Annotated in this window: 11 protein-coding genes; 1 reads left to right on the forward strand and 10 read right to left on the reverse strand. The window is 67.7% G+C overall.

Annotated elements, in window-relative coordinates; translation table 11 throughout:
* Nucleotides 1-58: 58 nt before the first annotated feature.
* The 10 genes from OG936_RS10280 to rplU all read right to left on the reverse strand — a co-directional run bounded on the left by OG936_RS10280 (nt 59) and on the right by rplU (nt 11654).
* Nucleotides 59-853 carry a class I SAM-dependent methyltransferase gene (locus OG936_RS10280; protein ID WP_406494058.1) on the reverse strand — a complete coding sequence of 265 codons (795 nt, stop codon included), beginning with the start codon at nt 851-853 and terminating at the stop codon, nt 59-61.
* A gap of 156 nt (nt 854-1009) precedes the next feature.
* Complete coding sequence (gene rfbD / locus OG936_RS10285; RefSeq protein WP_406494060.1) at nt 1010-1894, reverse strand: dTDP-4-dehydrorhamnose reductase; 885 nt, start codon at nt 1892-1894, stop codon at nt 1010-1012.
* Complete coding sequence (gene rfbB / locus OG936_RS10290) at nt 1891-2877, reverse strand: dTDP-glucose 4,6-dehydratase (protein WP_406494061.1); 987 nt, start codon at nt 2875-2877, stop codon at nt 1891-1893. Before rfbB ends, rfbD begins: the two co-directional genes overlap by 4 nt.
* Nucleotides 2874-3944, reverse strand: coding sequence for a glucose-1-phosphate thymidylyltransferase (locus OG936_RS10295; RefSeq protein ID WP_406494063.1), 1071 nt, complete (start codon nt 3942-3944; stop codon nt 2874-2876). Before OG936_RS10295 ends, rfbB begins: the two co-directional genes overlap by 4 nt.
* A gap of 147 nt (nt 3945-4091) precedes the next feature.
* Entirely contained in the window at nt 4092-5318 is a 1227-nt protein-coding gene (locus tag OG936_RS10300) for a glycosyltransferase family 2 protein (RefSeq protein WP_406494064.1), read from the reverse strand.
* Nucleotides 5319-5459: 141 nt separating this feature from the next.
* Nucleotides 5460-7484 (reverse strand): hypothetical protein, encoded by a 2025-nt coding sequence (locus tag OG936_RS10305; protein WP_406494065.1) that lies wholly within the window; start codon nt 7482-7484, stop codon nt 5460-5462.
* Between the two features lie 154 nt (nt 7485-7638).
* Nucleotides 7639-9138 carry a D-ribitol-5-phosphate cytidylyltransferase gene (locus tag OG936_RS10310; protein ID WP_406494066.1) on the reverse strand — a complete coding sequence of 500 codons (1500 nt, stop codon included), beginning with the start codon at nt 9136-9138 and terminating at the stop codon, nt 7639-7641.
* A 325-nt stretch (nt 9139-9463) separates the two neighbouring features.
* Nucleotides 9464-10900: a GTPase ObgE gene (gene obgE / locus OG936_RS10315; RefSeq protein ID WP_406494067.1), complete on the reverse strand. Its 1437-nt coding sequence runs from the start codon at nt 10898-10900 to the stop codon at nt 9464-9466.
* Nucleotides 10901-11061: 161 nt separating this feature from the next.
* Nucleotides 11062-11319, reverse strand: coding sequence for a 50S ribosomal protein L27 (gene rpmA / locus OG936_RS10320; protein WP_018103204.1), 258 nt, complete (start codon nt 11317-11319; stop codon nt 11062-11064).
* 14 nt (nt 11320-11333) lie between these two features.
* Nucleotides 11334-11654: a 50S ribosomal protein L21 gene (rplU, locus tag OG936_RS10325; RefSeq protein ID WP_030921216.1), complete on the reverse strand. Its 321-nt coding sequence runs from the start codon at nt 11652-11654 to the stop codon at nt 11334-11336.
* A gap of 242 nt (nt 11655-11896) precedes the next feature.
* On the opposite strand from rplU, the gene OG936_RS10330 reads away from it, so the two are divergent.
* Nucleotides 11897-12064 carry a hypothetical protein gene (locus OG936_RS10330; RefSeq protein ID WP_406494069.1) on the forward strand — a complete coding sequence of 56 codons (168 nt, stop codon included), beginning with the start codon at nt 11897-11899 and terminating at the stop codon, nt 12062-12064.
* Nucleotides 12065-12131: the final 67 nt, after the last annotated feature.

Here is a 12131-nt window from a genome sequence, read left to right on the forward strand (position 1 = left end):
ACGCGGGAGAGGCCCGACGTGATGTCGGACCCCTGCATCCTCGTCCGGCGCCCTCGGCTCAGCCGGTCAGCGCCTCGATCCGGCGGCGCAGCGGCGCGTAGGCCGAGCGCGGGCGGCGCAGGTTGCGGGCACGGACCAGCGAGGGCCAGAAGTCGGCTTCGAGCAACCCCTCGGCCTGTACGGCGTTCTTGCGTACCAGCAGCTCGTCGGGGACGTTCTGCGGGTCGGGTACGACGTATTCCTCGATGATCTCGTCGTACGCGTTCTTCAGCACCGTGCTGTCCGGGTCGGCGCCGAAGATCAGCGCGACACCGGTGGGTCGGGTGTCGACCTCGATCACCGTCAGGTCGGGGCGAAAGCGCCGCAGTACGGTAGCCACCTTGTAGACATCTCCCGTCCAGGCGTCGGTGTGCCGGTCGCGGGCCGCCTCGTCGACATCGCGCGGCAGCATGTCGTCCAGCACGATCACGCTCGACCAGCGGGCGTGCTTCTCGACGTTCATGAAGTCGCGCAGGGCGTACTCGAAGAGGTGCATGCCGTCGATGAAGGCGAGCTCCAGCTTCGGGTCTCCGCCGAGCACATTGAGCGGATCACGGCGGGCCAGGGCGCGGAACGGGTTGCGGCCGTTGCGCAGGTGCAGCAACGGGTCCTTGCGGGCGAAGAAGGCGTCGCTCGTCGCCTTGACCAGGTGGACGTCACAGCTGATGTCCGTCACGACACGGAAGGCGGGGTCGACAGCGACGGACGGCACTCGCGAGAGGGCCAGGCTCCTGCCGTCGTTGACCCCGATCTCCAAATAGTTCCGAGGACGGTAGACGCGGTGCAATTGACGCAGAAAGTCATGGCGGTTCACGTGGAGCGGCCCTTCGAAGGAAACCAACTGGTCTGGTCCCCGGCGAAGTTACCGCATGAGCGCACCGTGATGTAAGCGTTCTCCCCCAGCTAAACCTTTGTTGTTCAGAACTTTTGAATTCGCCAGAATTTGACCACCGGGACGATCATTTGGCGATCACGGCCGCTCTGCCGCAAGGAGTGCCGGAAATGCCTCGTCCAGCGCTGCCCGCCAGTCCCGGATCGGTTCGATCCCGGCCGTCGCCCAGCGATCGTGCCCGAGCACGCTGAAAGCGGGCCGGGGAGCCGGCCGTAGGAAGGCCTCGCTGGTCGTGGGGCGGACGCGTGCCGGGTCGGTACCGAGCAGCCGGAAGATCTCCCGGGTGAAGCCGAACCAGGTCGTCTCGCCACCGCTGGTGCCGTGGTAGACGCCCGCGGGGGCGGTGCCCGCGAGGGCGGCCTGTCCGAGCCGGACCAGACGGTCCGCCAGATCGACGGTCCAGGTGGGCTGTCCGCGCTGGTCGTCCACCACGTCGAGGGTGTCCTTGACGCCCTCCAGCTTGATCATCGTACGGACGAAGTTTCCGCCGCCCGCGCCGTACAGCCAGGCGGTGCGGACCACGTAACCCGTGTCCGGCAGGGTGTCCAGCACGGCCCGCTCGCCGGCCAGTTTGGTGCGGCCGTAGGCGCTGCGCGGTCCGGTGGGGCCGTCCTCGGTGTAGGGCTTCTCGCCGTCCCCGGCGAACACGTAGTCGGTGGAGACCTGGAGGAGGACGGCACCGTGTTCGCGGCAGGCCGCGGCGAGGACGCCGGGGCCGGTGCCGTTGACCCGCAGCGCGGCCTCCTCCTGGGACTCGGCGTCGTCAACGGCAGTCCAGGCGGCGCAGTTCACCACGACGGCGGGGCGGTGCGCGTCGAAGCCGGCGCGCACCGAATCGGGGTCCGCGATGTCCATGGCCGCCCGGTCCGCAGCGACCACGGTGACGTCCTCACCGGCGAGCCGGGCCAGGACGTCCCGGCCCAGCATCCCGGCGGCTCCGGTGACCAGCCAGACGGCGCTCACAGGGCGGCCCGGTCCTTCAACGGCTCCCACCAGGCGCGGTTGTCGCGATACCACTGCACGGTCTCGGCGAGGCCGGTGCGGAAGTCCGTGCGGGGCTCGTAGCCGAGCTCCTCGCGGATCTTGGTGCAGTCGACGGAGTAGCGGCGGTCGTGGCCCTTGCGGTCCTCGACGTAGGTGACGCTGGTGTCCCAGTCGGTGCCGCAGGCGTCCAGCAGCAGGCCGGTGAGCTCCTTGTTGGAGAGCTCGGTGCCGCCGCCGATGTTGTAGACCTCGCCGGCCCGGCCCTTCGTGCGGACCAGTTCGATGCCCTGGACGTGGTCGTCGATGTGGAGCCAGTCGCGGACGTTGGCGCCGTCGCCGTACAGCGGGACCGTCCTGCCGTCCAGCAGATTGGTGACGAAGAGCGGGATGACCTTCTCGGGGAAGTGGTGGTGCCCGTAGTTGTTGGAGCAGCGGGTCACCCGCACGTCGAGGCCGTGGGTGCGGTGGTACGAGAGCGCGATCAGGTCGCTGGACGCCTTGGCCGCGGAGTAGGGCGAGTTGGGCGCGAGCGGGTCGGTCTCGGGCCAGGAGCCCTCGTCGATGGAGCCGTAGACCTCGTCGGTGGAGATATGCACGAAGGTCTTGATGCCCGCCAGGTGCGCGGCGTGGATCAGGGTGTGGGTGCCCACGACGTTCGTACGGACGAATTCGGCGCCGCCGTCGATGGAGCGGTCCACATGGGACTCGGCGGCGAAGTGCACCACCTGGTCGTGCTCGGCCATCAGCTTGGTGACCAGCTCGGTGTCGCAGATGTCTCCCTGCACGAAAGCGAAACCGGGGTGGTCGCGCACCTCGTCGAGGTTGGCCGGGTTGCCCGCGTAGGTGAGCTTGTCGAGCACCGTGACGGCGATGTCGCCGGGGCCTTCGGGACCGAGCACCGTACGGACGTAGTGCGAGCCGATGAAGCCGGCGCCGCCGGTCACCAGAATGTTGGTGGTCATGAAGAGATCTGTACCTTGCTGTGGTCGCCGAGCACGAGTCGGTGGGCGGACGGGGAACGGGGGGCGGGGGTCACCTCGACGTCACGGCCGATGAGCGACGCCTCCACGCGGCGGACACCGGCGACGGAGGCGCCCCGCAGAACGATGGAGTACTCGATCTCGCTGTCCACGATCCGGCAGTCCTCCGAGACCGAGGTGAACGGGCCGACGTACGCGCCGCTGATCACCGACCGGGCGCCGATGATCACGGGTCCGACGATGCGGCTGCCACTGACCTTGGCGCCCGCCTCGATCCGCACCCGGCCGATGATCTCGCTCCCCTCGTCGACGTCGGCCTCCTCGTGGGACGGCTCGATGGTCTCCAGGACGGTCCGGTTGACCTCCAGCATGTCGGTGACGTTGCCGGTGTCCTTCCAGTACCCGCGGATCGTGGTGGAGCGGACGTCGCGCTTCTGGTCGATCAGCCACTGGATGGCGTGGGTGATCTCCAGTTCACCGCGCCAGGAGGGCTCGATCGAGCGGACGGCCTCGTGGATGGCGGGGGTGAAGAGATAGACACCGACGAGCGCCAGATCGCTCTTGGGTTCCTTCGGCTTCTCCTCCAGCGCCGCCACCCGGCCCTCGGCGTCGAGCTCCGCGACACCGAAGGAGGTGGGGTTGGGTACCTGGGTCAGCAGGATCTGCGCATCGGGCCGGTCCGTGCGGAACTCCTCCACCAGACCGGTGATCCCGCCGACGATGAAGTTGTCGCCGAGGTACATGACGAAGTCGTCGTCCCCCAGGAAGTCACGGGCGATCAGCACCGCGTGGGCGAGGCCGAGCGGCTGGTCCTGCGGGATGTAGGTGACCTCGATGCCGAGCCGGGAACCGTCGCCGACGGCCTCGCGGATCTCCGGGGCGGTGTCGCCCACGATGATGCCGACCTCGGTGATCCCCGCTTCCGCGATGGCTTCCAGCCCGTAGAACAGCACGGGCTTGTTCGCCACGGGCACCAGTTGCTTGGCCGAGGTGTGCGTGATGGGCCGCAGGCGGGTACCGGCCCCTCCGGATAGTACGAGAGCCTTCACGTGACCAGTCCTCATGGGGGAGATATCGGTCTTGTCGCAGCTGCAACTATTGCCGATTTTACTGAAAATTGCTGCGCAATTCGTCGTACGTCAACTCTGTGAACGAGCCGGGGACACACGTCGGAAGCCGGGCCGGGACAGGCCCGCTCAGCCTGTGACGAGCCGTGCCCTCCAGCGCCGTACGGCCCGCCGCAAACGCCGCACGGCGCGCCGCGACCGTGACATCCTGCGGGCCGCCGCCACGGGGCTCTCGATGCGCTCGCCGCCGTGCCAGTCGGGCACGGTGACCTCGAAATCGGAGTCCGAGAGGCCGCTCGACCGGTCCCGGAAGTGCGGGTACGCGAGGAAGACCCGGTCGCCCTTGCCCGAACGGACCACGTCCGGAACGGACTTCTGCCGTAAGTACGTCAGCACGTCCACCAGCACGTCGGACCGGCCCCGCGCGACAGCGGCGAGCCGCAGCCTCTCGGCGACCTTGATCAGGCGTGCCACGCCGTCGTTCCAGTACACGTCCATGAGCGGCGCCGCGAGTTCCATCTTGTCGCGCCGGACCTCTTCCGAGTCCCGGAGGAAGACGGGCCCGAACTGCTGGAGCATCCCGATCGTGAAGGGCCGGATCATCAGGATGTCGCGCTTCGGCCCGGCTGGCTCGAGCCGGTGGATGAGCGCCATCATGGCCCGCATGGAATCGAAGCGCCACAGATAGGTGCCACTCCTGGTGACGTGCTTTCCGTCGTCCCGGCCGACCAGGTGGTAGCAAGTGTAGTCGGAGATGACGGAGACTCCGGCGCCGCGCAGATACGCCTCCATGGTGAAGAGCGCGTCCTCGCCGGTCCTGAGTTCCTCGTCGAATCTCAGGCCGATTCGCTCCAGCAGTTCACGCCGGAAGAGTTTCTGCGCACTCAGCGTGTAAATAATCTTGGAGTTGTATATGTCGACACGGCTCCTGGTGGCTGTCCACATCGACATGGGCGCTCCACGGTTGACCCCGGCCACCTTGCCGAGCACCACATCGGTATGCGCCCGGTCGGCCATCGCGACCATCCGCTCCAGGGCTTCGTCACCGAAATAGTCGTCCGCGTCGAGGAAGAAGACATAGCGGCCCCGGGCCAGACCGAGACCCACATTGCGCGGCCCGCTGGGGCCACCGGAATTCGCCTGCCTGATCACCCGGGTCGCGACCGCGGACCGGGCCGCGAACTCCTCCAGGTACTCGCCGGTTCCGTCGGTCGAACCGTCGTCGACTGCCACCATCTCGATCCGGTCGGCACCGATGGTCTGTGCCTCCACCGATTCAAGACAACGGATCAGATAGGGCATCGCCTCGTATGCACCGATGATCACGGATACGTCAGGAATTGACTTCTCGTTCACACCATCAGAAGACAGTCGACCTCAAACGTTGGTTGCCCGATACCACGCACCTAAAGTGTGACCCTTATCGCAAAGACCCGGCACAGCCCTTTTAGGGCTGTGCCGGGCCTGCTGAATTGCGTTAATGAACCAGCCGAATTCTCAGCCACCCACGCGTTCGCCGAGACTTCGCGCCAGGCCCGCGTTCCGGGCCTCCGACTTGACCGCGAGATCCTTCACCGCCGTGTCGAACTGCACGATCGAGGTGGGCTCGTCCGGGCCGAGGAGGTACTCCTTCAGCTGGCGTCGGTCGGCCGCCAGGGTGTCCGCCGCGGGGTCCACCACCGCCGCGAGCAGGGCGTCCAGCTCGGTCGCGGCATTGGACAGGACGACCGCGGCACGGACCGCGGTGTTCTGCCGGCGGAATTCGTCCTCGCCCAGCGCCGCCGAGTCGGTGACCGCGTACGGCTTGCCGCTCGCGATGAAGTCCGACACCACGCTGGAGATGTCCGAGACCATGGCATCCGACTCGTTGAAGCAGTCGTACAGCCGCATCCGGGCACCCGTCACGACCTTGTGCTCCCACCAGCCGAGCGCCTGCCACGAGGCCGTGTTCCACTCGTCCTTGAGCCGCGCGATCTCGGCCTCGCGCGCCGGGTCGGCCAGCGAATCGCGGGACATCTCGGCCTCGTCGCCCGCGACGTTGCCACCGCTCGACAGTGCCGTGAGCCGCGCCTCGATACGGGCCAGTTCGGTCCGCGCCTCGGCCTGCACCGCCTGGAGCGCCGCCGATTCCTTCGCCCAGCGGGGGTCGTTGGCACGCTCGGCGGCGGCCTTCTCGATCAGCGCGGTGATCCGCTGGTGCACGGCCTTGGCCCGGGCGCTGCGGGTTCCCGTGAAGGGGTGCGGCTTGTAGAGCAGCCGGACCGGCTGCTCCGCGTTCAGCAGCCGGTTGACGATGTTCTCGCCGGCCAGCAGGAGCGAGGTGTTGCCGGGGTTGTCGTCCCAGCCTTCCCAGGTGGGGGCGTACAGCACGGTCGGGATCGGGTTCTTCGGCGCACCGGACCACGGCTGGATCGCCGCCAGTTGCGGGCGGCCCACTTCGACGATGTCCTCGTCGCGCACGCCGACGTCGGCCAGCGCGTAACGGTCCCGGCCGGCCCGGCCCGCGGTCCACACCTCGTCGTAGGCCTTGCTGTACGGGTTGACGCTGGCGAGCTTGTCGCTGTCGCCGTGCCCGATGAAGACATGCTTCATCGTCGGCACCCGGAGCAGGTGGATGTTCTTGCCGACGTTGGCCGCGTACAGCGCGACCCGTACCGACGAGAGGTTCATGTTCATCAGGTGCACGCCACCGGGCACACAGAGCACCGGCACCGACGTCGTGTTCAGCTGAGGCAGTATCGCGCGCTCACGCAGCAGGATCAGCGGGCGGCCGTCGAGCTGCGCCATGGTCTCCAGCCACATGTTGACCTGGTAGGCCGAATCCTTGGAGCCGGAGAAGTAGAGAACCACGTTCGGCTTGTACTCGCCCAGCCAGGTGTCCACGGCGCTCAGCACCTGGGCCTCGGGCGCCACCAGCCGGCTCGGACGTATGTACGGCAGGAGCGCCGCCAGGTAGCAGAGCGCGAGCACCAGCGTGACGGCCAGGCCCGCGTAGGCGAAGCCGGTCACTCCGGTCTCGATCGCGACCAGCACACCCACCATCGCGAAGGTGTCCAGATGGAGCATCTTCTCCGCGGGGCGGTTCAGCAGCAGCGACGGCGGAGCGTCCGGGATCCGTACCTGCTTCAGGCCGATGTTGCGCGTGACCACCGGGAGCTTGCGCCGGAGTCTGATGAGGGTGACCACCGCGCTCTGCGGTGCCTGGAGGCCGTAGAAGGCCAGCAGGCAGGCGACCGTCACGTAGAACAGCGTCTCCTCCCCGTACCCCATGCGGGAGAGCAGCAGGATCAGCAGCAGCTGGCGGACCAGGAAGCGGATCGAGAGCCCTGCGCGGACCGCGGCGAGCCGGTTGATCAGATAGCTGCCGCAGTGATGCAGATAATGGTCGGCCAGATATGTCACCGCGGCGGCGCCGGCGAAGAACCAGAGATTGGGGATTATCGCCGCGAGCATGATGCACGGAAACCCCAGAGCCATGAGGAGAGCGGCGGCCAGCTCCGAACCGCTGCCCACACGAGCCATGCGAATGGCTTTCGAAATCACGAAGTACCGCTCCCGGGGGTGCCGACTGATTACCTTGCGAGGGAAATGTGAAGCCGGAGCTTCACGAATTCGGACCCCTGCAATTCGCTCGCGGGCGTCTACAGGGGTCCGAATAGTCGATTGTCAAGCAGTATTACACATCGGCCTGTCGGTCCAGGACTGCGGCCAGAGCCTGCTCGAAACCCGACGCCTCGGAAGCACCACGGGTCGGGTCCTGCTGGCGTACGTCGATGACATGGCCGGTCATCTCGGAGAGCAGGACATCGAGGGAGGTCCTGGCGACCGCCTCGGACGACAGCAGCGTACCCGCGGGCTCCTCCCCGAACGCCTTGGTGCGCATCGGCGTGGCGGTGCGCTCGGGGTTCACGCAGTTCACCCGCACGCCGTCGACCGCCCACTCGTCCGCGAGCGCCTGAGTGAGATTGACCATGGCGGCCTTGGTCGACGAGTACAGGCTGTACTCCGCGCGACCCCGGGTGTAGCTGCTGGAGGTGTAGAGCAGCAGCTGCCCCTTGGTCTCGGCTAGGTACCTGTACGAGGCACGGGCGATCTGCACCGGCGCCAGGTAGTTGACGTTCAGCGCTTCCTGGATGGTCGCGTTGTCCGTCTCGGCCAGCTTGCCGATGCGGAGCACACCCGCGGTGTTGATCACGTAGTCGATGCGGCCGGTGTCCGCGTACGCCTTGGAGAGCGCCTCGTCGATGTGCTCCGGGTTCTCCACGTGCGTACCGGTGGTGGAGCGGCCCAGGGCGTAGACGGTGGCGCCGTAGGACTCGGCGAGGGTCGCGATGTCCGCGCCGATGCCGTACGAGCCGCCGAAGACGACGAGGGTCTTGCCGGTGAGCAGTTCGCGGTAGGCGGCGTCATCGGTCGGCTGCGGGACGGCCGTGGAGGCCAGCTGGAAGAGCTTGTCCGCGATGAAGACGTCGACGGGCTGGGTGACCTTCATGTTGTACTCGTCGCCCGCGACGACGTAGATCGGCACGTCGGGGAGGTACTTCAGGACGACCGAGCAGTCGTCGGTGGCCTGGAAGTTCGGGTCGTCCGCGGCGACCTCGTACGCCCGGCGGATCGTGGAGAGCTTGAAGGCCTGCGGCGTCTGACCGCGGCGCAGCCGGGAGCGGTCGGGCACATCGGTGATGAACTCGCCGTCGCCGCCGTGGGTGCGGGTCACGATGATCGTGTCCGCCGACGGGATGGCGACGTCGACCGCCTGGTAGCGCTCCAGGGCGTCGACGCAGTCCTTGATGACGCGCTGCGACAGCAGCGGGCGCACGGCGTCGTGGAACAGGACGTTGCGGTCCTCGCCCTCGGCCAGGCCCTCGCCGAGGGCCGCGATGGCGCGCTCCGTGGTCTCGTTGCGGGTGGAGCCGCCCTCGATCACCTTGGTGACCTTGGTGAGCCCGGCCTTGGCGACGATCTTCTCCACGTCGGGCACGTAGCCCGGCGCCATCAGCACGATGATGTCGTCGATGGAGTCGGCCTGCTGGAAGATCGACAGCGTGTGCTCGATGACAGCCTTGCCTGCGATCTTCAGCAGCTGCTTGGGGATGGACAGCCCCACGCGCTGGCCGGTGCCGCCTGCGAGCACGACTGCTGTGGTTCGGGCTTTGGCTATGTGCTGAGCAGACACAAACGACCTACTTTGCGGGGGTTGGGAGATACAGCGATGGTTGCACTCTCCGTTTCCGTCCCGCAAGGTGGACGTCGGCCGCAGCATGCCGTATGGACACCTCGTGTTGCCCTGCGATCAGGGCGAATACCGGAATTGATACTTCTCGGACTGGTGACTGACACCACACGATTGAGTGACATGAATTCACCCTTGAGTGGGTTCGGCCCCTCTGATCGGGTGACGCCGAGAGCATGCCGGCCGCCGGACGGGGTGACGGAACAGACCCGTCCGGCGGTATGGCTTCGAATTACTGGAAGTGCGGCTGCGGCTGCGGCCGCACGTCCTAGAACGGGTTGAAGTCGTCGAACTCGCGCTGTGCGTCGTCGCGTTCCGTCTCACGGTCGCGGCGGCGCTGCGCCGCCGGGCGCGGCGCTTCGAGACGGTGGTCCTCGCCACGTCGGCCGAGCATCTCCGCGCCCGCCGCCATGGTCGGCTCCCAGTCGAAGACGACCGCGTTGTCCTCGGCGCCGATGGCCACGCCGTCGCCCGCCCGGGCGCCGGCCTTCATCAGCGCGTCCTCGACACCGAGACGGTTGAGCCGGTCGGCCAGGTAGCCGACGGCCTCGTCGTTGTTGAAGTCGGTCTGCCGGACCCAGCGCTCCGGCTTCTCGCCGCGCACCCGGTAGAGGCCGTCCTCCTCCTGGGTGACGGTGAAGCCCGCGTCGTCGACGGCCTTCGGGCGGATGACGATACGGGTCGCCACCTCCACGGGCTTGGCCGCGCGCGCCTCGGCGATGACACCCGCGAGCGCGAAGGAGAGTTCCTTCAGGCCGGTGCGGGCGACGGCGGACGCCTCGAAGACGCGGTAGCCGCGCGCCTCCAGATCCGGGCGGATCATGTCGGCGAGGTCCTGGCCGTCCGGGATGTCGATCTTGTTGAGAACGACGATGCGGGGCCGGTCCTCCAGGCCGCCGTACTGCTTCAGCTCCTCCTCGATCATGTCGAGGTCGGAGACCGGGTCGCGGTCGGACTCCAGCGTCGCGGTGTCCAGGACGTGCACGAGCACCGAGCAGCGCTCCACGTGCCGCAGGAACTCCAGGCCGAGACCCCGGCCCTGGCTGGCGCCGGGGATGAGGCCCGGGACGTCGGCGATGGTGTACACGGTGCTGCCCGCGGTGACCACGCCGAGGTTCGGGACGAGGGTCGTGAACGGGTAGTCGGCGATCTTCGGCTTGGCCGCCGACAGGACGGAGATCAGCGAGGACTTTCCGGCACTCGGGTAGCCCACCAGCGCGACGTCGGCGACGGTCTTGAGCTCCAGGACGATGTCGCGGGCCTCACCGGGCTCGCCGAGCAGCGCGAAGCCGGGGGCCTTGCGGCGGGCGGAGGCCAGTGCGGCGTTGCCGAGGCCGCCGCGGCCGCCCTGTCCGGCGACGAACGTGGTGCCCTGGCCCACCAGGTCGGCCAGCACATTGCCGTTCCGGTCGAGCACGACCGTACCGTCGGGCACCGGCAGGACCAGGTCCTGCCCGTCCTTGCCGGAGCGGTGGTCGCCCGCGCCGGGCTGCCCGTTGGTGGCCTTGCGGTGGGGGCTGTGGTGATAGTCGAGGAGGGTGGTGACGGCCTGGTCGACGATCAGGGTCACATCGCCGCCGCGGCCGCCGTTGCCGCCGTCCGGACCGCCGAGCGGTTTGAACTTCTCACGGTGTACGGAGGCGCAGCCGTGGCCCCCGTTACCCGCGGCGACATGCAGCTCGACGCGGTCCACGAAGGTGGTCATGGTTGGAACCTCCAGTTACATACGTGCAGAAATGTCTCACTCGTGCCGTCCCGCATAGGAGAAAGCCGTCTCTCATGGGAGAAACACGCGAAAGGCGGACCCGCTTCCCGTACGGGAAGTGAGGTCCGCCTCCGCAGAAACCGCTCGACGAGCGCCGAAAATCAGCCGGCGATCGGAACGATGTTCACGACCTTGCGGCCACGGTGCGTGCCGAACTCGACCGCACCGGCGGCGAGTGCGAACAGCGTGTCGTCGCCACCACGGCCGACGCCCGTGCCCGGGTGGAAGTGGGTGCCGCGCTGGCGGACCAGGATCTCACCGGCGTTGACGGCCTGACCGCCGAAGCGCTTCACGCCGAGCCGCTGAGCATTGGAATCGCGCCCGTTCCGGGTGGACGATGCGCCCTTCTTGTGTGCCATGTCTCCTCAGTCCCTTACTTCGCAGCCGCGGGGATACCAGTGACCTTGATCGCCGTGTACTGCTGACGGTGACCCTGGCGACGGCGGTAGCCGGTCTTGTTCTTGTAGCGAAGGATGTCGATCTTCGCGCCCTTGTGGTGGTCCACGACCTCGGCCTGGACCTTGATCCCGGCCAGCACCCACGGGTCGCTGGTCACGGCGTCGCCGTCGACCACGAGCAGGGTCGAGAGCTCGACCGTGTCGCCAACCTGGGCAGTGGAAATCTTGTCAACCTCAACGATGTCACCGACAGCAACCTTGTGCTGGCGGCCACCGCTGCGCACGATGGCGTACACGCGGATCTCTCTCTCGCTCGGAACGGATCCCCTGATGCCAGCCGCCCGCACAGGCCGAAGCCCGCGACGATCCGGAAGGATGAGCGGCCTCTCCTGGCGGACAGGTCCATCAGGAGGAATGTGCTCAGGGGTGGGCGCGCATGGAAACACGCCGAGGGTCAAGGTTACGGGGCAGCGAGGTAGGGGTCAAACCGGGGCCGGCCGCGCGGCTCCTCGGGTTGAAGCGCCTTGACGCTCATTGGTTGGCGCACCTCGACACTCTTCGCCCTGAGACGGACACGCCCGCGCTCTCTCCCACCGGCCGCCGCCGACTGCTCCTCCTGCTCGTGCCCGTCGTCTACGTACTGCTGCAGCTCACGGCAGACTCCCAGCGGGCCCTGTTCCCGGACTCGTACCGCTGTGCGCGCTGAGGAGCAGTACCTGGGCTCCTCTCCCACGAGGGGGCGCACCACACCGCGCTCAGCGCTTTCTGTACGA

The sequence above is a fragment of the Streptomyces sp. NBC_00846 genome (assembly GCF_045207325.1).
In the GTDB taxonomy this organism is placed as follows: domain Bacteria; phylum Actinomycetota; class Actinomycetes; order Streptomycetales; family Streptomycetaceae; genus Streptomyces.

What these genes read in the sequence shown, in the direction of transcription:
- rfbB (WP_406494061.1), bottom strand. Translation starts at nt 2,877, where the DNA reads ATGACCACCAACATTCTGGTGACCGGCGGCGCCGGCTTCATCGGCTCG.
- OG936_RS10305 (WP_406494065.1), bottom strand. Translation starts at nt 7,484, where the DNA reads ATGGCTCGTGTGGGCAGCGGTTCGGAGCTGGCCGCCGCTCTCCTCATG.
- obgE (WP_406494067.1), bottom strand. Translation starts at nt 10,900, where the DNA reads ATGACCACCTTCGTGGACCGCGTCGAGCTGCATGTCGCCGCGGGTAAC.
- rpmA (WP_018103204.1), bottom strand. Translation starts at nt 11,319, where the DNA reads ATGGCACACAAGAAGGGCGCATCGTCCACCCGGAACGGGCGCGATTCC.